Raw genomic sequence first — 24,217 nt, 5'->3', positions numbered from 1 at the left:
CCGCTAGCGCTTGGCCCTGCCCGGGACCGTCTCGGGCAGGGTCCACAGCACCGGCAGCACCAGCACCGCCACCAGCGCGATCATCGCGCCTGGCGCTGCTGCCCAGCCGCTGCGCTCCACCCACCATTGCGCCAGCCATGGCGTTGCCCCGCCGAAGAAGGCCGTGGCCATGGTCACCCCCAGTGCCAGCCCACTCACCCGCCCTTCGCCGGGGAACTGCTCGGCCGTGGCCGGGGCCGCGACCGCGCTCACGCCGCCGGCCACGCAGGCCAGCAGCACCGCCGCCAGCGCAATGCCCAACGGCGGCGCCTGTGCCATCCAGGCGAACAGGGACAGCGGCAACAACGCTGCCAGCAGGGTCAGGCCCAGCAGCATCGGCCGCCGCCCGACGCGGTCGGACAATGCGCCACACAGCGGCGTGATCGCAATCACTGCGACCGCCGCAATTGTCGAAAGCCACAGTGCATCGCCCTCATCGTGGCCCTGCGCGTGCAGGAACGCAGGCACATAGGTGATGCCCACGTAGTAGGTGATCGATCCCAAGGCCGAGATCGCGAAGGTGCGCGCCACCGCCAGCGGGTGGTGCTGCAGCACATGCCGCAGCGGCGTGGCAGGAATGCTGCCTTCGCGGCGCTGGCGTTCGAACTCAGGCGATTCGTGCATGCCCGAGCGCGCGACCAGGATCACCAGTGCCAGCGCAGCGCCGACGAAGAACGGAATACGCCAGCCCCAGCTGTCCAGCTGCGCGGGCGCGAGCAGCGCCACGGTGACCGCCGAGATCGCTACCGCCAGCAGTGCGCCTACTTCACTGGCGGCCGAGGCCAGCGAGGTCACCAGGCCACGCCGCCGCGCCGGTGCGCTTTCCAGCAGGTACGCCACCACGCCGGTGTACTCACCGCCCACCGAAAACGCCATCACGCAGCGCAATACCAGCAGTAGCACGCCCGCCGTGGTACCTGCGGTGGCCGCGGTCGGCAGCAACGCAGTGGCCAGCATCGCCGCCGCCATCAACGCCATCGAAGCCAGCAGCATCCAGCGCCGGCCCAGGCGGTCGCCCAGGTGGCCGAAGCACAGCGCGCCCAGCGGGCGCATCAGGTAGGACACCGCGAAGCCTGCCAGCGTGACCAGCAGCGCCTGTTCGCCGCCGCCGAAAAACACCCGCGACAGCACCGTGGCGAAATACAGGTACAGGGTGAAGTCGTACCACTCCACTACCGTGGACAGGCCCGCCACCCACATCGAGCGCTGCCGCGCCGCGGTCATTGCGTGTTCGCCTTCAACAGCCTCGGTCCCGGTTGCGCAGGTTCGGGGCAGGATGTCATGGCCCGGGTGAAATACCGGTCATCGGCCATCCGCTGCCTGCATGTACTGGGTTTCATGGCCGGTGAAGCGCTCACCGTCAAAACCGAAGCAGAAGCGCCCTTCCTCGAACACGCGGTAGACCAGCAACGCGCCATCGAGGCAGAACTGCTGCCGGTCCACGCCCGTCTCCAGTGTCCCGTAGCCGGTAGCATCACCGCCCTTTCCCGCCGGCCCGGTGAAGGCATCGAACGGCAGTGGCGTCGCCCTGCCCGTGCGGGTATCGACCAGCACCAGCGTGCGCTGGAAATACTCCGGACGATCATCGACCTGTACCAGCAGGTAGTGCCGGTTGAAATTGGGTTTCTGATGCTGGAGGGCATCTTCGATGGCTGCGCGGTGCCGCGCATCGCAGAAGTCGACCGGGCTGTAGCGGTAACTGCAACCGTCGTGGTCGTAGGGCAGGTTCATGCCGGAATAGCTGATGCTTCCCTCGCTGTCCACGTCGTGGCCCAGTTCCGGGGTGCTGCACAGCAGCCACGAACGCTGCGCATCTTCGGGATCGGCCATCAGCTTCGGCTCGCGGCCCTCCTCGTAAGCCGCACCACCCGGGAAGTCCTGGCCGAAACGCTGGCGGACGATGGGACGTGCCTTCTCCAGCGGCAGGCCGATCCTGACCCCACGGAACGAAACGAATGTCATCGTCGGCAGGATCACCTCTTCCACCGGCAGCCCCTTCCACTGCCCCTGCACGCAGAACGTGGCGATCTCGTTCTCCACGTCTTCCTTGCAGGGCTTCGGCGCGTTCGCCGCCAACCAGGGATGGGCCGGGCGCCCGGTCTGCTGATCGATGTACCAGCCGTCCAGCGCGCAGGTCGGCAAGGCGTCGAGCAGCGGAGAGAGATCTGTTGCGGTGGCCGGGGCGGCAGGCGGTGTGCCCGCTGCGGGTGCGTCGGTCGGTGCGTCCGATGTGCGCTGGCAGGCCGCCAGCGCGAGCAGACCGACCAGCAGCGCGACGTGGCGCGGGCGCTGGATTGAATGCTGCGTTCCCTGCATTGCGTGCTTCCTGGTTTCGACACTCCCTGCAGATGATCGCCGATCCCAAGGCCGTGCAGGAACGTCACAGATCCCACATCGGGGTCAGAGCCCTTCGCTCCCGCAAGGGGATCCGACCCCGCCCGTTACCCCGGCAGCCGCAGCTCAGCCCTCAGCCCGCCACCCTCGCGGTTGCGCAACCGCAGCGAGCCGCCCAGCGACTGCGCCAGTTGCACCGCGATGGCCAGTCCCAGGCCAGTGCCACCGGTATCGCGATTGCGCGAGCTTTCCAGCCGATGGAACGGCGCCAGCACTGCCTGCAGCTGGTCCTCGGGGATGCCCGGGCCACGGTCGGAAATTCCGATCCATACCCTTCCGGCCTCGTCACGGCCGGCCTCGATCTCGGCAGCGCCGGCGTAGCGGAGTGCATTGTCGACCAGATTGCCGACCACCCGTCGCAGCAGCTGCGGCCAGGTCTGCACGACCAGTCCAGCGGGCGCACCGCCACTGACCGGCTTGCCCATGTCCTCGTAATCGCCGACCACACTGGCCAGGAACGCGCCCAGGTCCATCGACACCGGCGCGCCACTGGCGACGTGGCTGCTGCGCGCATAGGCCACACCCTCGCGCACCAGTTGCCCAAGGTGATCGAGGTCGGCCAGCAGCCGCTGCTGGGTGCTGTCTTCAGGCAGGGTCTCCACCCGGAGCTTCATGCGCGTGATGGGGGTCTGCAGGTCATGCGAGATCGCGGCCAGGATCTGCAGGCGTTCACTGACATGGCCACGAATGCGTGCCTGCAGTGCGTTGAGTGCGGCTGCTGCGCCGCCTACTTCCGCCGGGCCATCTTCAGGCAGTGCAGGCCCGTCCTTGCCCGGCTGCAGATGCTCCACCGCATGCGACAACTGCTGCAGCGGGCGCATGGCCAGGCGCACCGCCAGCCACGCGCACACCAGCAGCAGCGCCAGCTGCACCAGCAGCACGGCGGGCAGCCAGCGCGCCAGCGGCAGGCCCGACGGGGTGACTTCAATGGTCAAGGGAGTGCCGTCGTGCAGGCGCAGTTCCACCTCGAACCGCTCCGGCAGGCGAGCCACCTGGCGCGCCTGCAACGGATAGCGGTGCTGCAGGCTGTCATCGATGATCGCCGTGACCTGGCGTGCACGATCGGTCTGCAGCCCCGGTCCGGCCGCGGCCGGGCGCAGCAGGTAACGGTAGGTGCGCCGCTCCAGCCGCGGCACCCAGGCATCGCGCTGGTCCGCGGGCAGGTGCTCCAGCAGCGCGACACTCACGGCCACGTCTTCGTCCAGGTTGCGCAGCATCATGCTGCGGGTGGACTGGTAGCGTTCGAAGAACAGCAGGCCGAAGGACAGTGCGTGGGCCAGCGCCAGTCCGCCCAGCAGCACCAGCAGCAGCCGCGCCGACAGCGTGCGCGGCCAGCGTGGGCGGCGTGCGGTGGCGTTCATTCGTCCGGCCCCAGCAACTGCACCGGCACGCTGAACACATAGCCTTCGCTGCGCACGGTCTTGATGTAGGTCGGCTCGCGTGCGTCGTCACCCAGGCGCTGCCGCACGCGGCTGACCAGCAGGTCGATCGAGCGGTCAAACAGTTCGGCATCGCGGCCCTGCGTGAGGCTGAGCAGCTGGTCGCGGCTGAGCACCCGATTGGCGTGATCGAGGAATACGCGCAACAGGCGGAATTCGGCGCCACTGAGTGGATACGCGGTGTCCTGTGCATCCAGCAGATGGCGTGCGGTGGTGTCCAGGCGCCACTCGCCGAAGGCCAGCTGGCGACCGGCTTCGCTCACCTGCAGGTTCGGCGGCAACATCCGGGTGCGGCGGATCACCGCATTGATGCGTGCCAGCAGTTCGCGCGAAGAGAAGGGCTTGGTCACGTAGTCATCAGCGCCCATTTCCAGGCCGATGATGCGGTCGGTTTCGTCGTCGCGGGCGGTCAGCAGCACCACCGGCACCGCACGATGCTTGCCGGCGCGCAGGTTGCGGCACAGGCTCAGTCCGTCCTCGCCCGGCATCATCACGTCCAGCACGACCAGATCCACGGCATGGGTATCCATCAGCGCGCGCATGGCCCGGCCACCGTCGGCCTGGCTCACGCGCAGGCCGTTGCGTTGCAGGTAATCGGCCAGCATCTGGCGGATCTCGCTGTCATCGTCGACGACCAGGATGTGCGGTACGTGGTTCATTGCGTTCTCGATGAGGACGAAGGTCAAGGCCGCGCGGTGCGGCCATGGTAGCGCGGCTCAGGGGTTGGCCAGCAGGCGCTGGATCTCGCTTTCGGTACGTGCGTAGTCGCCCTCGCCGTAATGGCGGTAGACCACCCGCCCCTGCCGGTCGAGCAGGTACAGTGCGGGCCAGAAGCGGTTGCCCCAGGCGTTCCAGATCCGGTACTGGTTGTCCTGCACCACCGGCCAGGCGATGTCCAACCGTGCGATGGCCTTGCGCACGTTGCCAGGCAGCCCTTCATAGGCGAACTCCGGCGTATCCACGCCGATCACCCTCAGGCCCTGCGACGCGTAGCGCGCATGCCACTGGTGGACATACGGCGCCACGTTGAGGCAGTTGCTGCAGGTGTAGGTCCAGAACTCGACCAGCACCACCTTCCCCCGCAACTGCTCCAGTGTGAGCGGCGGGCTGTTGTGCCAGGGCCCGCCACCGTCGAACCCGGCGGCGGGAACGGCCTGTGCCGGCTGCGCATCGGCCTCCGGGCTGGGCCAGGCCATCAACAGCGCAGCCCCACCCGGCACGCCCATCAGCAACGGCAGCACGTACGCACGCAGGCCGGCCATCGCTCAGCCCCCCTGCTCGGCCAGTGGCAGTTCCGCCGGCTTCACCCCCGCCGCTTCCAGGATACTGTCGGCCACCTGCGCCGGATGCGAAAGCAGCGACACATGGCTGCTGCCGATCGATTGCAGCTGCGCGCCAATGCGCTTTGCGGTGGCGGCCTGCAGCTGCGGCGACAGCATGCGATCGTCACGGCTGAGCACGTACCAGCTCGGCTTGCTGCGCCACGCCGCAACGTTCACTACTTCGCCCAGCGCGCTGGCCTTCAACGGGACCTGCGTGCTGTACAGCAGTGCGGCCGACTTCTTCATCACGTCCGGCGCGAAGTCCTGGGCGACAGCGTCAGCCGGCAACGTCAGGTAGCCGTCCCTTTCCTGCAGGCGGGTCAGGCCCGGACCGACCGGGAAGCCTTCGCCCTGTTGCGCCGATGATTGCCCTGCATCCGGTGCGAACGCCGCCACCTACACCAGCGCCTGCACCTTCGGGTCATTGCCCGCTTCGGTGATGACCGTGCCACCCCAGCTGTGGCCGACCAGCACCACCTTGCCAGGCGCAGCGGCAATCGCACGACGGGTGGCGGCGACGTCGTCGGCCAACGAGGTGAGCGGATTCTGGACGGCCACCGCCGGCAGCTTCCAGTCATGCAGGGTGCTGATGACCTTGCTCCAGCTGGAGCCATCAGCGAACGCGCCGTGCACCAGGATGACGGTGGGCGGTGCAGCGGTATCGGCCCGGGCAGCGAAGGCAGGGGCGGCGGCGGCAAGGGCGAGAGCGGCGGCCAGCAAGCAGGTACGGATCATGGGGGCACTCCGGAGTTGGGAGTGGCCATTTCCGCCTGCCGGTGTATCGGCGCTGTTTCTCCGCAGCGCGGAGTTGTACCGGACTGTAGGGCGCAGGCGGGTTTCTACAGTGGGATACATTCGCGCGCCGGTCCTGGCCGGGCGCTTTCGGGTGGATATCGCTGCCCGCACGCGGGCGCGCAACGCCCCGATGCGCATCCGCGCATCGTCTTTGTATCTGACTGTACGAAACCCCGGCCGCGGCCACAGTCGCTGACAAAACCCCGGGCAACGGCACACGTTGCCGATACCTGCGCCGCCTGGAATGGCTTCCATCGACCACTGGCCCGCAGGACACCACCATGATCAGCACCGCTTCTTCCGTGTATACGCCCCGCCTGGACGCCGTCGGCCGCTGGCTCTCGCCGTTGGCGCTGCGCACCCTGCTGGCCTGGGAGTTCTTTGAATCCGGCCGCGAGAAGCTGGGCGGCCAGAACTGGTTCGCCGACCTGGAAGGCCGCTTCCCGTTCCCGTTCTCCACACTGCCCGCGTCGCTGAACTGGCAGCTGGCCACGTGGCTGGAACTGGTGGGTGCGGTGATGCTGCTGCTCGGCCTGGCCACGCGCTCGGTGGCCTACGTCTTCTGGGTACTCACCATCGTTGCCATCGCCGCCGTGCACTGGCCCGACCAATGGAACGGCCTGGGTGAACTCTGGCAGGGCTATGCGATCACCGACCAGGGCTACGGCAACTTCAAGCTGCCGTTGCTGTTCCTGGCCATGCTGCTGCCACTGATCCTCAACGGCGGTGGCGCACTCAGCGTGGACCGGCTGCTGGCCGGGTCCGGCCGTGCCACGGCACGCAATGACGGCCTGGGTTGGGGCGTCAGCCTGATCGCCCTGCTGCTGCCGGTTGCCGCGCTGTTGCCCGGCATCGGCTTCGGCGGTGCCCTGCTCGGCGGTGTGCTGGTGCTGGGCCATCTGCTGCGCCGTCGCCGCGCCGCCTGAGCCGACTCCCCTGTTCCCGCGCGTTTCGCTTTCCGTCGCCTCTTCGGCGGCGTCCATCCCGCACGCCCCGCGTGCTTTCCCAAGGAGTCACCACCATGTCCATCTCGACCAAGAACACCTCTTCCTCCCGCCTGCCGCGCATCGGTGCCATCGGCATCGCCCTGGCCGGTGGCCTGCTGCTGGCCGGCCAGGCCGCGGCGATCCAGCCGCTGGCGATCAGCGCGGTGGCCATGAGCGCCGCCGCCGAAGGCAAGTGCGGTGAAGGCAAGTGCGGGGCCAACAAGGCCACCACCGGCAAGCCCGCCGGCAAGGCCAAGGTGGCCGAGGGCCAGTGTGGCGAAGGCAAGTGCGGCGACGCCTCGTTTGCCCGCACTGATCGCGACCACGACGGCAAGGTCTCGCGTGCCGAATTCAACGCTGTGGCCGCCAAGCGTGCCGCCGAGTTCGACCGCATCGACACCGACCACGACGGTTACATCAGCGAGCAGGAAGCGCACGACTACCTGCGCAGCGTCTACACCGCCAACGGCAAGCCGATGCCGAAGGGCCTGTTCTCCCGCGTTGCCGATTGATCGACGTTCACCCGGCGCCGCCTTCAAGGCGGCGCTCTCTGTGGAGCATCCGCCATGTCCCTGCCCCTGCCCACCCATGCCGCCGGTCTTGGCCTGCGCCGTGGCCTGATCGACGAACTGCTGGCCATGCCGGCCGGTGCCATCGACTTCCTCGAAGTCTCCCCCGACAACTGGATCGGCGTCGGCGGTGCACACGGCAACGCGCTGCGCCAACTCAGCGAGCGCCACCCCTTGACCTGCCACGGCCTGTCGCTGTCGCTTGGCGGTCCTGATCCGCTGGACCGCACCCTGCTGGCACAGACCCGTGCCTTCCTCGACCTGCACCAGGTGCAGCTGTACAGCGAACACCTGAGCTACTGCGCCGCCGGTGGCCATGTCTACGACCTGCTGCCACTGCCGTTCACCGCCGAGGCCGTTCACCATGTCGCCGGCCGTATCGCCCAGGTGCAGGACATGCTGGGCCGGCGCATCGCCGTGGAGAACATTTCCTACTACGCCGTTGCCGGCGCGGACATGAGCGAGATCGACTTCATCAACGCCGTGCTCGCCGAAGCCGACTGCGACCTGCTGCTGGACGTCAACAACGTCTTCGTCAATGCCTGCAACAACGGTTACGACGCCTTCGAATTCCTGGCCCACGTGCCGTCCCACCGTGTCGCCTCGCTGCACGTAGCGGGCCACTTCGATGAAGACGACGGCTTCAAGATCGATACCCATGGTGCGCCGGTGAAAGGCGTGGTCTGGGCGCTGTTGCGCGAGGCCTACATGCGGGTGGGCGTGCGTCCCACGCTGCTCGAGCGCGACTTCAACTTCCCGCCGCTGGCCGGGTTGCTGGCCGAGGTCGCGCAGATCCGCCAGGCACAGGCTGAGGCACGTTGGCCGGAGGTGGCCCATGGCTGAGCCGCTGGCTACCCTGCAACGGCGCTGGGCCGATCATGTGCGGGACCCTGCAAAGACCGCACCCGATGGCGTGGAGGCGCGCAGGCTGGCGGTATACCGCCGCCTGTGCATCGACAGCCTGGACACCCTGCTGGCCGGCAGCCTGCCGCGACTGCAACAGCAGTTGGGCACGTCGCGCTGGCGCGACACCGTGGCGCACTACTACGCCCACCACGCCTGCCAGACCCCGTTGTTCCCGCGGATCGCCGGCGAGTTCGCGGCCTGGCTGGCAGTACAGGACACGCTGGCACTGCCGGGCTGGGCGGCGGAACTGGCGCACTACGAGAGCACGCAGCAGTCGCTGCACATTGAAGCGCGTGGCGCTGGGTGTCTGCTGCAGCGCGTACCCGAGGACAGTGATGTGCTGGCGGTTTCGCCGCTGGTGCGGGTGCTTGGGTACCGGTGGCCGGTGCATGAAGACGAGGGGCTGGAACCGGTGCTGGGCGCAGCTCCCACGCTGCTGGTGATCCAGCGCCGCGCCGATTTCAGCCTGAAGGTCGAGCAACCGTCACCGCTGGCCTACGCGCTGCTTTCGGTCTTCGGTGACGACGGCGCGCGTGTGGATGAGGCACTGCAGGCGCTGTCCGAAACACATGACGTGGCAACGGACGCATTGCGTGCTGCCTGCGTGCCCGTTCTTGGCGAGCTGTGCACGGCGGGGGTGCTGGTTGCATTGCCTGCTTTCTGAGGTTGCCGGCCAGCGGCCGGCACTACCCGTTCATTGACCGGCAAGCGGCCGGCACTACCCGCCCCCTACTTCGAGGTCTCATCATGGCTGCTTCCAACATTTCCTTCCTGCACGGCTGGCGCCTGTTCGTAGCCATCGCCGTGGTCCTGATCGCGTTCGCACTGACCGCCTTCGCCCTGTATCCCGATGCAGCCGAAGGGAGCCGCGCGGCGATCCGGCTCACCGCCCGCACATCGTTCCTGCTGTTCCTGGCGGCATTCACGGCATCCTCCTTCGCCACCCTGCTGCCCGGCCCGTTCACCCGGTTCCTGCTGCGTGAACGGCGCATCATCGGTCTGTCCTTCGCGTTCTCGCACCTGCTGCACGCAGTCGCCATCACCAGTTTCGGCATCCTCAACCCGGCGTTCTGGCCAGCACGCTCCGCGCTGGCCAACCTCCCGGGCACGGTGGGCTACATCGCCATCCTGGCGCTGGCCATCACCTCGCACCGGGGGCTCGCCCGGCGCATGGGACCCACCGCCTGGCGTCGCCTGCACGTCACCGGCATGTGGATCATCGCGGCGGTGTTCACCTACTCGTACTTCAAGCGCGTGCCCGGCAACTTCTGGTATGCGGTGCCGTCGGCGCTGCTGTTCACCGCCTTCGTGGTGCGCTGGATCGCCAAGCGGGCGCAGGCCCTGCGTCGAAGTGCGCATGCGCGGCCGCCGCTGCGGGCGGCCTGACGGGCCGGGGTCAGATCCCTTTGCCAAAGGCAAAGGGATCTGACCCCACATCAGGTCAAGGCGCGCGGCGCAGCGTGATCAGGGTGATCTCCGAAGGCACGCCGATGCGCGCCGGGAAACCGGCCCAGAGGCCCGCGCCGTTGCCCACGTACAGCGTCATCCCCTCCACGTCGTAGCGGCCGGAGACAAAGCCACCATTGGCCCGCTTCACCAGCTGGTCCATGCCGATGATCTGCCCGCCGTGGGTATGCCCGGACAATTGCAGCTTTACCCCGCGCGCCGCCGCCTCGCGCGCATTGCGCGGGCGGTGGTCAAGCAGGATCACCGGTGCAGAGGGATCGGCACCGGCCAGTGCAGCGTCCAGATCCGGCAGCGGCAGGCCGTAGCGTGCGGCCACCGGATCGGTGACACCGGCGATGGTCAGCGCCGCGTCGCCGCGCCGCACCTGCAGGTGGCTGTTCTCAAGCACCTGCATGCGCAGCGCGCGGAACGCCTGCATCCATTGCTGATACTGCGCGTAGTACTCATGGTTGCCGGTGATGGCAATGACGCCGTCCGGCGCCTGCAGATCGGCCAACGGGCGCGCGTCGTCACGGCGGGCCTCGACGCTGCCGTCGATCAGGTCGCCAGTGATCACGATCAGGTCCGGCTTCAGCGCGTTGCTCTCGTCCACCACCCTGCGCACCCAGTCGCCGGTCAGCAGGCGGCTGGCGTGGATGTCGGTCAGCTGCAGCACGCGATAGCCGTCGAACGCAGCAGGCAGATCCTTGATCGCCACGTCGATCTGCCTGGGCTGGGGCACGGCCATGCCCTGGCTGACGCCATAGCCACTCACAAGCAGCGCCAGCAGGCCAGCCAACGGCCGCAGCTTCGAGGCGCGCAGGGCCGATACGATGCACGGCCAACGCAGCAGGCGCGAAAGCAGCAGGCCCACATCCAGCACCAGCATCAGCAACGCCAGCAGCAGCACCGCCGTGGAGCCGGTGGCCAGGACGGCGATGGCCATCCTCGGGATTTCCGGTGATGCCATCGTGCCCCAGAAGGTGGCCACGATGCGCAGCTGCACGGCCATGGCCACCACCAGCAGCGAGAGCACGACCTTCAACCCGATGGGCATGCGCAGCGGCCAGAACAGGCGCCAGGCCACATACAGGCCCATCAACAAACCGATCGTACTCAGCACTGCAACCATCCATGACAGAAAGCGGGCCCGCCATGGTGACGGCTGCGGGTCGTGTTGTGTAGAGCCGCGCCCATGCTCGGCTTCTCGACACGCAGCCGGGCATGGGCCCGGCTCTACAACAACAGGCGGTCAGGCCATTCCGTCGAGGCGCTCCACCCGCAGGCGGGCGATACGGCGCTTCTCCATTGCCAGCACGGTGATGCGCACGCCGGCCACCTCCACCGCGTCGCCGACGTCCGGCAGGCGGCCCAGCTGCTCCAGCACCAGACCCGAGATGGTCATGTAGTCGGCACTGCGGGGCAGCGACACGCCCGCCAAACGCTGCAGGTCGTCCAGGGTCAGCGCACCATCGGCCTCCCATTGATCCTCGCCCTGCGCCACCACGCCATAGCGCTCGTCCTGGGTATCGACCAGGTCACCGGCAATCGCCGCCAGCAGGTCGTTGGCGGTCACCAGGCCCTCCACGCTGCCGTACTCGTCCACCGCCACCGCCAGCGGCACCGGATGCTGGCGGATCAGTTCCAGCGCCTGCAGCGCACTGGCAGTGGACAGAACGTACTGCGGTTCGCGCAGGTTGCCCTCCAGCTGCAGTGGCTTGCCCTGCAGCAGGTCGGCCAGCACGTCCCGGCTCTGCACCACGCCACGCAGGCTGTCCAGGTCACCGTCGCCGACCAGCAGGCGCGTATGCGGCGAGGCCACCAGGCGCGCCACCACATCCTCCTGACCACGCGCCAGGTCGATCCATTGCACGTCGGCACGCACAGTCATCACGCTCGACACCGGACGATCGGCCAGGCCCAGCACGCTGCGGATCATTTCGTGCTCCGCCGGCTGCAGGCGCTCGTCGGCGTCCACCTGCTCGTCCACGCCTTCGTCGTCGTTGCCGTTCGCTGGACGCGCGCCCAGCATCCTCAGCACGGCATCGGCGGTGCGCTGGCGGAACGGCTGGCGGCGCTCGTTGCGCTCACGGTTGAAACGCACCCACTGGTTGAACGCCTCGACCAGGATCGAGAAAGCGATCGCTGCGTACAGGTAGCCCTTCGGGATCTTGTAGCCCAGGCCTTCAGCCACCAGGCTGAAGCCGATCATCAGCAGGAAGCCCAGGCACAGCACCACCACGGTGGGATGCTTGTTGACGAAGCGGGTCAGCGGCTTGCTGGCCAGCAGCATCAGCGCCATGGCGATGGTCACGGCCGCATACATCACGCCCAGGTTGTCGACCATGCCGACGGCGGTGATCACCGAGTCCAGCGAGAACACCGCGTCGAGCACCACGATCTGTGCCACCACCATCGCGAAGCTGGCATAGACCTTCTTGCCATCCTCGTGATGCGCGCGGCCTTCCAGCCGTTCGTGCAGTTCCATGGTGCCCTTGAACAGCAGGAACAGGCCACCGCCCAGCAGGATCAGGTCGCGCCCGGAGAAGCTGCGGTCGAACAAGGTCACCAGCGGCTCGGTCAACTTCATGATCCAGGCCAGCGCCGCCAGCAGCACCAGCCGCATCAGCAGTGCCAGCGCCAGGCCGATCACCCGCGCGCGGTCGCGCTGGTGCGGCGGCAGCTTGTCGGCAAGGATCGCAATGAACACCAGGTTGTCGATGCCGAGAACGATCTCCAGCACGACCAGGGTTGCAAGGCCCATCCATATCGAGGGGTCAGCCAACCATTCCATTTCAGGTCCGTTTCGTCAGTGGGTAAGGGAAAAGGGCGTCCACTCAGTCGGCATCCTGCGCCTGCGCCGGGTCATGCCCAAGCAGGTCGCCGGGCGTGCACTGCAGCTCGCGGCAGATCGCATCCAGCGTGGAAAAGCGGATGGCTCGCGCCTTGCCGGTCTTCAGGATCGACAGGTTCGCCAGGGTGATGTCGATGCGCCCGGCCAGCTCGGACAGGGTCATGCCCCGTGCCTGCAGCATGCGGTCCAGGGTGATGACGATCGCCATCAGATGACACCATCGAGGTCATCGCGCATCGCCGCGCCCACGGCGAACACGCGTGCGAGCACGAACAGCATCAGCACCGCCACCAGCCCAGTGATCGACATGCCGCCGCCCACCTCCATCCAGGTGAAATCCGGGCCCATCCAGGCCGCGTAGGCACCGATCAGGATCGACAGCAGTTCCATTGCCAGCATCAGCCAGGCCATGCGCTGCAGGCGCTGTGCATTGGCATGGGTGAACGGCCGCTCGCGCGCCGCCGACTTCAGCAGCCTCAGCAGATGGCGCAGGAACAGCAGGCACAGCACCAGCAGCGCGACGATCGCGCCCAGGCCCAGGCAGAAGTGCAGGAACAGGTCGTTGCCATGCGCGGCGGCGGCCTCGGCGTCATGCACGCTGTCGAGCAGCCAGCGGCGGTCATGGGCGACCAGGGGCACCGCCAGCAGTGCGGCCAGGATGCCCAGCCAGCACATCGCCCGGACGGCCTGTACGGCGGCCTGGGCCAGGGTGAACAAGCCTCGCGCGGGTCTGGCGCGGGCGGGACGAGCGGTCAAGCGGCCTCCGGCATTGGGGTGGCCTCGCCGCCCCAGGGTGGATTTATCGATAAACGATATAACACATCCTGCGTGAAAGGCTGAATCGCGGGCATGGTCCACCGGCTGGGCGCGGGCCCCGGCAGGCGTTACGGGGTGGGAGCCGCGGGTTCGAGCATCGCGTCCCCCGGCGTCACCGAGGCCATCGCCTGTACGCCGGCCTCGGCCGCCTGCCGCGTCACCAGCCGGAAGCGCACCTGCAGCTTGGCCTGCCCCGGCGTGGCCCAGCCGTATTGGATCGCCACCTGGTCGGCCGACAGCGGACCACGGCCCGGCAGCGAGCGCGCCTGCAATGGCTTCGGTGCCGCCTGCACCAGCCGTGCGAAGCCCTTCTGCACCACCGCCGCATCGGCCTTTTCCGCATACACCGAGCAGGTGCCGTCGTCGGCCCAGCTGACCGCATAACGGCCGCTGGCCAGCGGCACCATCCAGGCCACGCCCGACTGCCCCTGCAGCAACGTTGCCGCTTCGGCAGGCTGCAGCGGTGACAGCCCGTTGGATTCCATCAGCGACTGCAACCGCGCCGGCGCGCCGATGTGCTGCATGCAGGCGGTATCGAACAACTCGCTGAAGGGATCCTGCGCCGGGGCCTTGGCCTTGGGAGTACGCGCGGGTTGCGCCACCGCCAGGGTGGGCAGCAGGGCCAAAGCCAGCCAGAACGCAGGACGCATCGGGATTCCACGCTACGGAAAACAGCAGGGAGGATGGCAAAGCCCGGGCGCGCCGCGCAATGGGTCATGGCTTGACAGTCCTAAGCTGCGGGAGCAACATGAATTAACGAATTAGTTAACTAGCTCTCCATGGACCGCATCTTCGAAGCCCTTGCCTCCACCGCCCGCCGGCAGATCCTGGCCTATCTCAGCGCCGGCGAGCTCAGCGCGGGCGAGCTGGCCGAGCGCTTCGACTTCAGCAAGCCGGCGTTGTCCAGCCACCTGCGCATCCTCGAGGAAGCCGGACTGATCGAACGCGAGAAACGCGGCCAGTTCGTGTACTTCAGGCAGGTACCCGACCGTTTGGCCAACACGTTGTTCTCGTGGGCGGCCGAAGTCTGCCCGGTCGGCGGCCCGCTCAAGCGTGAAGCCCGCGCCCGCCGCAAGTCCCCCGCCCGCTGATCCGCCCCGCCAAGGAGCATGACGATGCCTGGTTCGACCCGCGATCGCCGTTCGTTTCCAGCAGTGCAGCTTCCGGCACAGGACGGCGGCAGTCCGACCGAAGTCACCCTGATCGCGCAGCTCGGCATCGGTGCCGGCGACGCGCTGGTGAGTGACGCCGGCCAGCGTCAGCGCCACCACCCGGCCTTCATCGATGCGTTGGATGAACCTTCGGCGCGACTGGGTGGCATGCACCTGCAGCACGGGGATGCCTCCTCGCTGTACAGCTTCACCGTCGGTGCCGGTGGCCACCCGTTTCATCGCCATGCAGGCCCGCGCATGTTCACCGCCATCGCCGGCAGCGCGGGAGCCGAGCTGCGTTTCGCTACCGCCTCCGACGCGCAGCTGGCAGCAGGTCCTGGTGCCTTCGCGCGCACGCTCCGGCGCGTCCGCATCCCACCGGACTGCCTGTTTACCGTGCGCTTCGGCGGCGGCACCTGGCACCAGTTCGCGTCGAACCATCCTGCACATCCGGCGCTGTTTGCGCTGTCCTGCCACAGCGATGAACTGGCAGGCCGAATGAGCGAGCAGACCCGTGCGCAGGTGGAGCGCAATGCCGCCGATATCCCCAGCCTGACCGAGGTGCTTCCGGAATCGTACTGGCCTTCGTGCACCTCGCTTGCGGCGGCACCGCTGTTGCAGCTGTCGCTGCAGGCGGCACCTCCCAGCGTGTGCGCGCACCTGTGCGCGCGTACCCGTGCCCTGCTCGGCCCGCTGCGCCGCATCCCCATGCGGCCGCTGCGCGGGTTCGTCGAACGTGCCACACCGGCCTATCCCATCCATTCGCGGCCCGCGCCCACCGATGGCCTGCTGACCACAGCGCTGCCGCACAGCCACTACCAGGACCTGACCACCCTGTGCCTGGAACCCTCGCAGGTGGTCCACCGTTCCGCGTCGGCGCTGCTGGCCGACGTACTGGAGGGCTTCCTGCGCAATCCACCCAGCGGCGTAGGCCAGCTGATGGCGCTGCGAAACCGACTGGTGGCACCGTTGCGGTTGCGCACGTCGCCGCTGGGATGCCCGGTGTCGTCATTGCTGTCGACCGATCGCAGCCGGTTGTTCGCTGGTCGATTCCCGGTGCTGGATTCGCACATCGATACGCAGGACAACGACGCCGAAGTCCTGCTCGGCGCCGACGATCGGCACCTGCGTTTCCGCAGCAGCGTGCGCGTGCAGCGGCATCGCGATGGACATGTCGAGATCAGCCTGGGCTCACGCGTGCAGACCCTCAATGCGTTCGGCGGCCTGTACATGGCCCTGATCGACGCCGGGCACCGGCACTATGTCGCACCGGCACTGCTGCGGCGTGCGGTGGAGCACGCCTTGGCACCGGAACTGGCCAACCTTGAGGATCCGGCAGCACACCCTGCGCGCTGCTGACCCTGGAACGCGATGCGCCGGGCGCTGCGCGGTTCCGGTCAGATCACGATTTCGCCCTCGTCCTCGCCATCCCAGTAGTGGATGCGGCTGGCGCGCACGTGAATCAGCACCAGTCCCGGTGTATCCACGCCCTGTTCGAACCAGCGCTCCAGGTCCTTCACCCAGTGCTGGCTCATCGTGGCCCGGTCGCGCACCAGCACAGCCCTGCCCTGCACGTGCACGAACAGCGGCGGCTTGCCCAGCAGCGACTTGCTGCCGGAAAAACCCAGCGCAACGGCGGGGTCAGCTTCAATCTCGCGCACCATGTCGGTGTCTTCGGTGGTGAAGAACCAGCTGTCACCGTCATAGTCCACGTCGCCATTGTTGCTCATCGGACGGCCGGCAATCTCTCCACCGGCGTGGGTCTGCAGCAGGCTGAAATCAATGCCGGCCATTTTCCTGGCCAGTTCGGGCAGGGTGAGCTGGGTCATGGCGTCGTCCTTCATGGAATGGAATCCCAGCGTCTGCGCAGCGCGGTGACCTGGGCGTGGAGGGGTAGTTGCGGCCTCTTCACAGGAAACGAGATAGAGCGCATGGCGCGTACGTGACGCATTCCTCACCACCACACTGGCGTTAACGGCAGATGGAGGAACGGCCCTGCAAGCCGCGACACGCCCCTAACGGCGTGCTGCCCCAGAATCGCGCAACCCCGTGGCGCGACCGGCATGGCTGCCGGTACAAACGCGGCCTTTCCTCCGCAACCGCATGGCCTCCACATGGACCTGTCCGCCTGGCTCGCGTTCGGCTGCTACCTGTTGGCGTTCTTCATTGTCTGCCTGTTTGCTGCGGCCTATCTGAAACGCTCCGACTTCATGCCCTACCACGGCCAGGCCGTGGACAGGCCGTGGGCACAGATCGACCCCCGCATGCAGGTGCTGCTGATGGCACTCATCCGCGTGGTCGGCGCTGCCTGGATCGCACTGGCCGGTGCCGGCGTGATGCTGGCCTGGTTGATCTTCTTCGGAGGTCACTTCGCACTGCCGCAGCTGCTGGCGTTCCAGCTGTTCTGCCTGGTCGCCACCCTGCCGCCGGTCCTGGTCGCTTCCGGCGTGCGGCGACGCACCGGTGCGCGTACACCGGTGCCCGCCGGCGCCGCGGTGGTGCTGCTGTCGGTCATCGGATTCGTGCTGGCCCTGTTGTCGCTACCGCAGTGAGTTCTTTTTCTCCCCTCTCCCCCGCGAGGCTCCACGATGAATCCCGAATCGATCTTCTACAGCGTGGTCAACGGTGATCTTCCACGCTCCCAGGCCGGCACCCTGCTCGGCTGGCGCTTCGTCGGTTACGACGATGCACTGCGCCGCATCCAGGTCGAGTTCGAGGCCGGGCCGGTGCTCACCAACCCGATGGGCAACGTGCAGGGCGGTTTCCTGTCAGCGATGCTGGACGCCTGCATGGGGCCAGCGATCTACGCCACCCTGCCTGCCAACCGCATCGCGGTCACGGTCGAATCCAAGACCAGTTTCGTCAGCCCCGCACGGCCCGGGCGGATCATCGGCTGGGGCGAAGTCGAGCACAGCAAGGGCAGCATCGCCTTCACCCGCGGCTGGCTGACCGACCCGGCCGGCAAGGTGCTGGCCACTGCCAGCGCCACCTTCCGCGTGGGTGCGCTGCGCTGGCGTGGACTCTCGGTGCCGCGTCCCATCGCGCGCCGGATGATTGCGCGCACGCTGCGGCGCGTGCATGCGCAGATCGGCTGATGGGTGCCGTCAACGTGCGTTGCGGCCGCCGCCGGCCACGCGCACGCGGTCGCGGCCCTGCGCCTTGGCCTGGTACATGGCCGCGTCGGCGGCACGCAGCAGGGTGCGCCAGCCCAGCGCGTCGGTGCCGCCCTCGGCCACACCGAAGCTGGCGGTGACGCGCAGCACCTTGCCACCGACCAGGGCGATGTCCAGCCGCTGCAGCGCCACCCGCAGCGACTCGGCCAGCTGGCGGCCACCGGCCAGATCACCGTCGGCCAGCAACACGAGAAACTCCTCGCCACCATAGCGGGCAATGCTGTCGCTGCGGCGCAGGTGGCGCTGCAGCAGCTGCGCCACCTGCACCAGCACTTCGTCACCGGCATCATGCCCGTGGCCATCGTTGATCGCCTTGAAGCGGTCCACGTCCAGCAGGATCACCACCGCGCTGTTGCCACCGTCGGCATGACGCTGCTGCACCAACTCGTCCAGCGCGCGCCGGTTCAACAGCCCGGTCAGCTCATCGGTGCCGGCCAGCTGGCGCAGCTCGCTGGTCAATGCCGAGCGCTCGCGCGACTTCTCGCGCAGCACTTCGATGGCATCGAACAGGCGCTGCATCTCGGCCAGCGGGTGGGTCACATGCTGCTCCGGGCCGGGCGCTTCCGAGGCGATCTGGATGACCTGCTTCTGCGCCTGCAGCAGCGGCCGCAGGATCTGAAGATGCGCGATGCGCAGCGCCACGCCCAGCACCACCAGCGTGCCCAGCACCGTCGCCACCAGCACCACCAGGCGCGTCGCTTCGCGATTGCGGGTGCGTTCGAAACGGGCGATGGACACGCTCAGGTAGCCGTCCCGCAGCGCTTCCAGCGACCGCAGGGTCGGCACGTAGCGGGTGGTGAATTCGGCGGTGGTCCACGGCGGCGGCACGCCGCGCCGGCCATCCTCGATCAACTGTTCGATCATCGGCAGCGATTCGCCGAAGAACTGCCGGCGCGCCATGTCCCAATGCCAGGACAGCGCCGGATCACTGCGGAACACCGCTTCATGGCTGCCTGCCAGCCGCCACAGCTCCAGCAGGCGGCCTTCGGTCTGCAATGCCGCCCGCACCTGTTCGTCACGCCAGGCCCCCGGTACCGCCACCGGCGCCATCACGTTCGAGGCCAGGCGGCCGCCATGCTCGCGCAGGTCGATCAGCACCTGGCCCTGCATCGCCGGAATCGCCGCTTCGCGGTCGGCGCTGACCAGCACGTTGATCTGCGCCGAGGTCAGCACGTGCAGGCGATCAACCACGGCGAACATGCTGCTGATCGCGCGCTCCACGTCCTCCACCTGGCGCGCGCCATGCGGCTGTGCCGCCACCCGGTCCACCGCGGCCCGCGCCGATTGCAGGCGACGTTGCGCATCGGCCAGCAGCCCGTGTTCGTCGACCACGCCCGGGTCAGCGTTGAACACGGTGTCCAGGCGTTGCAGGGCGGTATCGACCCGCTTGCGCGCGACTGCCAGCTCCGCCGCCAGCCGGGCCTGTTCGCCCGCATCGGCCGTGTTGGCCCCGAGCAGGCTGTTGGCGGGGCCGCGCTCGGCCGACACCAGGTTGGCCAGGTCGAAGGTCTGCCGCAGCTGGCGCAGGCTGACCAGGTTGTCCTCGGCGGCAGTGAAGCGCAGCGTGCCCTGCACCAGCGCGATGGCCATCAATGGCAGCGTACAGACTACGAACAGCCCGGCCAGGATCCAGACCCAGGTCCGCAATCCGATGGGCGACGCCTTGCGGGCCATGCACATTTCCCCTGTAGTGCACAACACTGTAGCGGCCGCCTGCACAGGCGCCAAGCCGCTACCGGATCAATCGTTGCCATGGGTATACCGCGCCCGCCGCGAACACACCGACAAAGGCCGCACGGGTTGTCGAATCGGGGCAAATTACGTCATGCCCCGCCGCGTCAGATCCAGCGCTGGTCGACCAGTTCGCGCTTCACGTAGGCATAGAACACCGGTGCGGCGACCAGGCCCGGCAGGCCGAAGGCCGCCTCCATCACCAGCATGGCCAGCAGCAGCTCCCAGGCACGCGCCTGGATCTCGCCACCGACAATGCGCGCGTTGAGGAAGTACTCCAGCTTGTGGATCACGATCAGGTACAGCAGCGCCGCCACCGCCACATAGAACGAGACCGACAGCGCGACGATGGCGATGATCGTGTTGGAAATGATGTTGCCCACCACCGGCAGCAGGCCGGCCAGGAAGGTGATCAGCACCAGGGTCTTGGACAGCGGCAGGTGCACGCCGAACAACGGCAGCACGCCCAGCAGGAAGATGGCGGTGAACACGGTGTTGAGCAGCGAGATCTTCACCTGCGCGAACACCACCTGGCGGAACGCGGTGGCCAGGCGGCTGGTGCGCCCGACCAGCTCCTGCGCCAGCGGGCCCATCTTCGGCAGCGGCAGTTCGTCATACAGCGCGATCATCGCGCCCAGCACCATACCGATCAGTACGCGCACACCGACCTGTACCACCGAGGTACCGGCCACGCCCAGCTGCCGCTGGTGCTCGGCGGCCCAGTCGTTCAGCGCCGCGCGCAACGCCGGCATGTCTTCGGGAATGTAGGGTTGCAGCAGCGCCGGCACCTGGTGCCGCGAAGTGTTGAGGATCTCCATCAGGCGCGCCAGCAATGCGTCCGGGCCGCCGGTCTCGTTGCGGAAGAACGAGGCCACGCCGATGCCGGCCAGTACCAGCCCGCTGATGATGATCGCCGACAGCACGATCACTGCGATCGCCCGTGCCCGCCCCGGCGGCAGCTTGCCCTCCACGGTGGAGGCCAGCACGTGCGTCAGCTGGAACACCAGCAGGCCGGACAGCAGGGTCACCACCAGGCCCAGCTTCAGCGCCAGCCACATGCCCAGCAGCATCATCAGCCACGCCGCGATCCTTGGAATGGGGGGCTTGGGCTGGGCAACGAGAGCGTCTTGCATGGGAGCGCGTCCGGGCGGGGTGGCCCATGGTAGAGGATTGGCGTGCCGATTCCGCGTGCAGGATGAACCGGCATTTCACCCTCGTTCGGCGGCGGCCGTGCCGCACTCACTCGCCGTAGCTGGCCGTGTTCTTGCCCTGCCGCTTGGCGTGGTACAGCGCGCGGTCGGCCAGTGCCAACCAGTCCTCGACACTGCCGCCACGCGGTGTGGCGGCAATGCCGATACTGACGCTGAACTCCACGCCCGGCGTGGCCTGCTGCGCGGCCTCCAGCAGGTGCAGGCGCACCCGCTCGGCCACGTGCATCGCATCGACGGGTGCGCAGTCGCGCAGCAGCACCACGAACTCATCGCCCCCCAGCCGCGCGGGCGTATCACCGGGCCGGGCAAAGGTGCGCAATGTCGCCGCGATATGCCGCAGTACCTCGTCGCCGGCGCGGTGGCCATGCGAGTCATTGATGCGCTTGAAATCATCCACATCGAGCATCAGCAGGCAGGCAGAACCGCCCTGGCCCTGTGCCCGGTCCAGCGCCTGCTGCGCACGCAGGATCAGGAAGCCACGGTTGGCCAGCTCGACCAGCGGGTCCATCCGGCTGAGCCGCTGCAGCTGACGGTTCTGCGATTTGACCCGGCGCGCCAGCTGCCAGCTGAGAATGCTGAGGCCGATGCCATACACGAACAGGAACGGGACACTCAGCACGATCGTGCGCTGCGAGGTGACCGGCTGGTAAGGGAAGCCGAGCAAGCACCAGGTGAGTGCGAAGCCCAGCAGCAGGGCCAGCGTGGCGCGCATCGCCAGGCGCACGCCACCGGCGGCGATCTTGTCGGCCACCAGCAGCGCGGCGAACAGTGCGCTGGGCACCGCGCTCAACGCCATGAAGGCGATCCAGCCACCGCCGAAGAAGGAGTCGGCCACCATGCAACGGAACTGGACGATCGCCGGCTGGCGGGAGCGCTGGGTCAGCCGCAGTGCCAGTGCCGGCCACGCCAGCGCGTTGAGCAGCAGCAGGATCCAGGCCAGCCCGCCGTCCTGGCGTTCAAGCATGATCGAAGCGATGGGGATCGCCCCCAGCCCATTGCCGACGAAACGCATCCAGCCGATGCGACGTGCCGCGCCAATGCCTTCGACCGCGCCTTCCGCCGAATCGGTGAAGAATGGCATTGCCGACCCCCTTGCGCGATCGCACCTGGTGCTACGGCCCTTGCCGGGCTGCCTGCGATGAGTCTGACAGCTTTGCGTCAATTCGGGATCAAGGTTGCGCGATATCGCGCGGGCCGCTGCCGCTGCCCCTCCCGCTCCCCGTGGTTACCCGGGGCGGGGCGCAGCCGTCGAGCCACGCAGCTTGAAGCTGAACTCCAGCGTCTGCTGAAGCGGCACATCGACGTGCTCGATGATGGCGAGCAGCAGGTTGACCGCACGCTCGCCAATCTCCCGCATCGGCTGCCGGATGGTCGTCAGCGGGGGCGTGAGGTAGCGGGAGGACGCCAGATCATCGAAGCCGACCACGGACAGCTCGTCCGGCACGCGGATGCCCAGGTCCCGGCAAGCGGCCAGGGTACCCAGTGCCATCTGGTCACTGAAGCAGAACACCGCGGTCGGCGCGGCCGTGCCATCCAGCAGCGCCATCGCCGCTGCATGGCCGGATTCCACGGAAAAGTCACCCGGCACGATGCTCAGCTGGCGCAGGCGGCCACGCGCCTTGCCGGCCGCGCGGACCCCTTCCAGCCGTTGCTGGTGCAGGGGGTTGTCAGGCGGCCCGCCGACCACCGCAATCCGTTCGTGTCCCAGCCCGTACAGATGCTCCATCACCGCGCGTGCGGCGGCGGCGTTGTCGATGTGGACGCTGGGGATGCCCAGCGCGGGGTCGAACTCGCAGCCGTTGACCACCGGTGCGGCGGCGCCGCGCTGCTCGACGATCTCGCGCGCGGTCGGTGGCAGGCGATGGCCCAGCACGATCATGCCGTCGGCCTCGTTGCGCCGGAGCATCTGCGCGTAGCGCTCCTCGCGGTCGGGTTGATGCTGGGTATCGCCCAGCAGGACCGCATAGCCCACCGCCTGCGCGGCCTCCTCCGCCCCCTGCAGGATCTGCGCGAAGAACGGATTGGCGATGTCCGGGACGGTGACGAGGATCTTGCCGCTGCGCTGGGTCTTGAGCGTGCGCGCCACCGTGTTGGGCACATAGCCCAGTGCGGCGGCGGCCTGCTCGATGCGCGCGCGGGTGGCCGGCAGCACTTTGTCCGGCCGGGAAAGCGCGCGCGACACCGTACCGGCGGACACGCCGACGTGTTTTGCGATGTCGTAGATGGTGGCCATGGCGTTAGTCCTCCTGCCCGCTGTGCACTGCACAACAGGTCCTGCGTAAGCCCCTGCTAGGATAATGCAATCGATTGCATCGAGGGCGAATCACGTTGAAGACGCTCAAGGGTCCAGCGCTGTTCCTGGCGCAGTTCATCGGCGACACAGCTCCTTTTGATCGGCTGGACACGCTGGCCGGATGGGCCGCGGGTCTGGGCTATTCTGGCGTACAAGTCCCCACCTCCGCGCCCCACCTGTTCGACCTGGCGGAGGCGGCGCGCAGCCAGGCGTACTGCGACGACATTGCCGGCATGCTGGCCGGGCACGGCCTGCAGATCACCGAACTGTCGACCCACCTGCAGGGGCAGTTGGTTGCCGTCCATCCTGCCTACGACAGCCTGTTCGACGGATTCGCGCCACCGGACAAGCGCGGCAACCCGGCCGCCCGCCAGGCCTGGGCGGTGGAGCAGCTGCGGCTGGCGGCGCAGGCCAGCCAGCGCCTGGGGCTGACCGCGCATGCCACGTTCTCCGGTGCATTGGCCTGGCCCTACTTCTACCCCTGGCCGCAGCGCCCGCCGGGACTGGTGGAAGAAGCCTTCGCCGAACTCGGCCGTCGCTGGCGCCCGATCCTGGATGCGTTCGATGCCTGCGGCGTTGACCTGTGCTTCGAGATCCACCCGGGCGAGGACCTGCACGATGGTGCAACCTTCGAGCGCTTCCTCGATGAGGTCGACCACCATCCCCGCGCGAAGATCCTGTACGACCCCAGCCACCTGCTGCTGCAGCAGATGGATTACCTCGGTTTCATCGACCGCTACCACGCGCGCATCGGCATCTTCCACGTCAAGGACGCGGAACATCGCCCCAGCGCAAGCAGCGGCGTGTACGGCGGCTACCAGGACTGGATCGACCGTCCGGGCCGGTTCCGTTCACCCGGTGACGGCCAGATCGACTTCAAGGCGATCTTCTCGAAGTTCGCGCAGTACGACTTCCCCGGCTGGGCGGTACTGGAATGGGAGTGCTGCCTGAAGCACCCGGAAGACGGCGCGCGCGAGGGTGCCGCCTTCATCCGCGACCACCTCATCCGCGTGACCGAACGCGCCTTCGATGACTTCGCCGACAGTGGCACCGACGCCGCATCACTGCACCGCATGCTGGGAATCTGAGCCA

25 protein-coding genes and 1 pseudogene are annotated in these 24,217 nt (G+C 67.9%); 10 read left to right on the top strand and 16 right to left on the bottom strand.

Annotated elements, in window-relative coordinates:
- Positions 1-3: 3 nt before the first annotated feature.
- The 6 genes and pseudogenes from AC5P7A_RS04005 to AC5P7A_RS03980 all read right to left on the bottom strand — a co-directional run bounded on the left by AC5P7A_RS04005 (position 4) and on the right by AC5P7A_RS03980 (position 5,929).
- Positions 4-1,263 (bottom strand): MFS transporter, encoded by a 1,260-nt coding sequence (locus tag AC5P7A_RS04005; protein WP_075076132.1) that lies wholly within the window; start codon positions 1,261-1,263, stop codon positions 4-6.
- Positions 1,264-1,341: 78 nt separating this feature from the next.
- Positions 1,342-2,355 carry a hypothetical protein gene (locus AC5P7A_RS04000; RefSeq protein ID WP_495219907.1) on the bottom strand — a complete coding sequence of 338 codons (1,014 nt, stop codon included), beginning with the start codon at positions 2,353-2,355 and terminating at the stop codon, positions 1,342-1,344.
- Positions 2,356-2,480: 125 nt separating this feature from the next.
- A complete protein-coding gene (locus AC5P7A_RS03995) occupies positions 2,481-3,794 on the bottom strand; it encodes a sensor histidine kinase (protein WP_197621325.1) in 1,314 nt (437 codons plus the stop codon).
- A complete protein-coding gene (locus AC5P7A_RS03990; protein ID WP_032960784.1) occupies positions 3,791-4,531 on the bottom strand; it encodes a response regulator in 741 nt (246 codons plus the stop codon). Before AC5P7A_RS03990 ends, AC5P7A_RS03995 begins: the two co-directional genes overlap by 4 nt.
- A gap of 57 nt (positions 4,532-4,588) precedes the next feature.
- A complete protein-coding gene (locus AC5P7A_RS03985) occupies positions 4,589-5,134 on the bottom strand; it encodes a redoxin family protein (protein WP_495219906.1) in 546 nt (181 codons plus the stop codon).
- Positions 5,135-5,137: 3 nt separating this feature from the next.
- Positions 5,138-5,929 (bottom strand): annotated as a pseudogene (locus AC5P7A_RS03980) (alpha/beta fold hydrolase).
- Between the two features lie 341 nt (positions 5,930-6,270).
- Between AC5P7A_RS03980 and AC5P7A_RS03975 the strand changes: the two are divergent.
- The 5 genes from AC5P7A_RS03975 to AC5P7A_RS03955 all read left to right on the top strand — a co-directional run bounded on the left by AC5P7A_RS03975 (position 6,271) and on the right by AC5P7A_RS03955 (position 9,836).
- Positions 6,271-6,915 carry an HvfX family Cu-binding RiPP maturation protein gene (locus AC5P7A_RS03975; protein ID WP_014646323.1) on the top strand — a complete coding sequence of 215 codons (645 nt, stop codon included), beginning with the start codon at positions 6,271-6,273 and terminating at the stop codon, positions 6,913-6,915.
- Between the two features lie 95 nt (positions 6,916-7,010).
- On the top strand, positions 7,011-7,487 hold the full coding sequence (locus AC5P7A_RS03970) for an HvfA family oxazolone/thioamide-modified RiPP metallophore (RefSeq protein WP_014646322.1): 477 nt from the start codon (positions 7,011-7,013) through the stop codon (positions 7,485-7,487).
- A 54-nt stretch (positions 7,488-7,541) separates the two neighbouring features.
- Positions 7,542-8,387: an HvfB family MNIO-type RiPP peptide maturase gene (locus tag AC5P7A_RS03965; RefSeq protein ID WP_046429440.1), complete on the top strand. Its 846-nt coding sequence runs from the start codon at positions 7,542-7,544 to the stop codon at positions 8,385-8,387.
- On the top strand, positions 8,380-9,114 hold the full coding sequence (locus AC5P7A_RS03960; protein WP_111205843.1) for an HvfC family RiPP maturation protein: 735 nt from the start codon (positions 8,380-8,382) through the stop codon (positions 9,112-9,114). Before AC5P7A_RS03965 ends, AC5P7A_RS03960 begins: the two co-directional genes overlap by 8 nt.
- Before the next feature lie 83 nt (positions 9,115-9,197).
- A complete protein-coding gene (locus AC5P7A_RS03955; RefSeq protein WP_014646319.1) occupies positions 9,198-9,836 on the top strand; it encodes a ferric reductase-like transmembrane domain-containing protein in 639 nt (212 codons plus the stop codon).
- A 55-nt stretch (positions 9,837-9,891) separates the two neighbouring features.
- On the opposite strand, the gene AC5P7A_RS03950 is transcribed toward AC5P7A_RS03955, so the two are convergent.
- The 5 genes from AC5P7A_RS03950 to AC5P7A_RS03930 all read right to left on the bottom strand — a co-directional run bounded on the left by AC5P7A_RS03950 (position 9,892) and on the right by AC5P7A_RS03930 (position 14,216).
- Positions 9,892-11,028 carry a metallophosphoesterase gene (locus AC5P7A_RS03950; RefSeq protein WP_495219905.1) on the bottom strand — a complete coding sequence of 379 codons (1,137 nt, stop codon included), beginning with the start codon at positions 11,026-11,028 and terminating at the stop codon, positions 9,892-9,894.
- Between the two features lie 120 nt (positions 11,029-11,148).
- On the bottom strand, positions 11,149-12,690 hold the full coding sequence (locus tag AC5P7A_RS03945; RefSeq protein WP_227863618.1) for a TerC family protein: 1,542 nt from the start codon (positions 12,688-12,690) through the stop codon (positions 11,149-11,151).
- Between the two features lie 43 nt (positions 12,691-12,733).
- Positions 12,734-12,958: a helix-turn-helix domain-containing protein gene (locus tag AC5P7A_RS03940; RefSeq protein WP_012479411.1), complete on the bottom strand. Its 225-nt coding sequence runs from the start codon at positions 12,956-12,958 to the stop codon at positions 12,734-12,736.
- On the bottom strand, positions 12,958-13,425 hold the full coding sequence (locus AC5P7A_RS03935) for a DUF2975 domain-containing protein (RefSeq protein WP_041864087.1): 468 nt from the start codon (positions 13,423-13,425) through the stop codon (positions 12,958-12,960). The genes AC5P7A_RS03940 and AC5P7A_RS03935 overlap by 1 nt, the downstream gene beginning before the upstream one ends.
- 209 nt (positions 13,426-13,634) lie before the next feature.
- Positions 13,635-14,216, bottom strand: coding sequence for an NMCC_0638 family (lipo)protein (locus AC5P7A_RS03930; protein WP_046429431.1), 582 nt, complete (start codon positions 14,214-14,216; stop codon positions 13,635-13,637).
- Positions 14,217-14,345: 129 nt separating this feature from the next.
- On the opposite strand from AC5P7A_RS03930, the gene AC5P7A_RS03925 reads away from it, so the two are divergent.
- Together AC5P7A_RS03925 and AC5P7A_RS03920 are read left to right on the top strand one after the other, a co-directional pair.
- A complete protein-coding gene (locus tag AC5P7A_RS03925; protein ID WP_004147836.1) occupies positions 14,346-14,657 on the top strand; it encodes a metalloregulator ArsR/SmtB family transcription factor in 312 nt (103 codons plus the stop codon).
- A 24-nt stretch (positions 14,658-14,681) separates the two neighbouring features.
- Entirely contained in the window at positions 14,682-16,076 is a 1,395-nt protein-coding gene (locus AC5P7A_RS03920; RefSeq protein WP_495219904.1) for a DUF2867 domain-containing protein, read from the top strand.
- A 38-nt stretch (positions 16,077-16,114) separates the two neighbouring features.
- Here AC5P7A_RS03920 and AC5P7A_RS03915 read toward each other — a convergent pair whose 3' ends face one another.
- On the bottom strand, positions 16,115-16,546 hold the full coding sequence (locus tag AC5P7A_RS03915; protein ID WP_046429427.1) for a pyridoxamine 5'-phosphate oxidase family protein: 432 nt from the start codon (positions 16,544-16,546) through the stop codon (positions 16,115-16,117).
- A gap of 285 nt (positions 16,547-16,831) precedes the next feature.
- Between AC5P7A_RS03915 and AC5P7A_RS03910 the strand changes: the two genes are divergently transcribed.
- Together AC5P7A_RS03910 and AC5P7A_RS03905 are read left to right on the top strand one after the other, a co-directional pair.
- Positions 16,832-17,269: a hypothetical protein gene (locus tag AC5P7A_RS03910; protein WP_046429425.1), complete on the top strand. Its 438-nt coding sequence runs from the start codon at positions 16,832-16,834 to the stop codon at positions 17,267-17,269.
- A 36-nt stretch (positions 17,270-17,305) separates the two neighbouring features.
- Positions 17,306-17,812 (top strand): PaaI family thioesterase, encoded by a 507-nt coding sequence (locus tag AC5P7A_RS03905; protein ID WP_495219903.1) that lies wholly within the window; start codon positions 17,306-17,308, stop codon positions 17,810-17,812.
- A gap of 9 nt (positions 17,813-17,821) precedes the next feature.
- Here AC5P7A_RS03905 and AC5P7A_RS03900 read toward each other — a convergent pair whose 3' ends face one another.
- From AC5P7A_RS03900 to AC5P7A_RS03885, 4 genes are all read right to left on the bottom strand, one after another.
- Positions 17,822-19,564: a GGDEF domain-containing protein gene (locus AC5P7A_RS03900; RefSeq protein WP_164109901.1), complete on the bottom strand. Its 1,743-nt coding sequence runs from the start codon at positions 19,562-19,564 to the stop codon at positions 17,822-17,824.
- A gap of 164 nt (positions 19,565-19,728) precedes the next feature.
- On the bottom strand, positions 19,729-20,754 hold the full coding sequence (locus AC5P7A_RS03895; protein WP_032961540.1) for an AI-2E family transporter: 1,026 nt from the start codon (positions 20,752-20,754) through the stop codon (positions 19,729-19,731).
- A 106-nt stretch (positions 20,755-20,860) separates the two neighbouring features.
- A complete protein-coding gene (locus AC5P7A_RS03890) occupies positions 20,861-21,913 on the bottom strand; it encodes a sensor domain-containing diguanylate cyclase (protein ID WP_329768370.1) in 1,053 nt (350 codons plus the stop codon).
- Between the two features lie 144 nt (positions 21,914-22,057).
- Positions 22,058-23,065, bottom strand: coding sequence for a LacI family DNA-binding transcriptional regulator (locus tag AC5P7A_RS03885; protein WP_046429416.1), 1,008 nt, complete (start codon positions 23,063-23,065; stop codon positions 22,058-22,060).
- 95 nt (positions 23,066-23,160) lie between these two features.
- On the opposite strand from AC5P7A_RS03885, the gene AC5P7A_RS03880 reads away from it, so the two are divergent.
- Entirely contained in the window at positions 23,161-24,213 is a 1,053-nt protein-coding gene (locus tag AC5P7A_RS03880) for a sugar phosphate isomerase/epimerase family protein (RefSeq protein ID WP_049441133.1), read from the top strand.
- Positions 24,214-24,217: the final 4 nt, after the last annotated feature.

This window comes from Stenotrophomonas sp. YJH_SMC_65, assembly GCF_059369475.1.
This window is presented reverse-complemented; position numbering and strand designations above follow the sequence as displayed.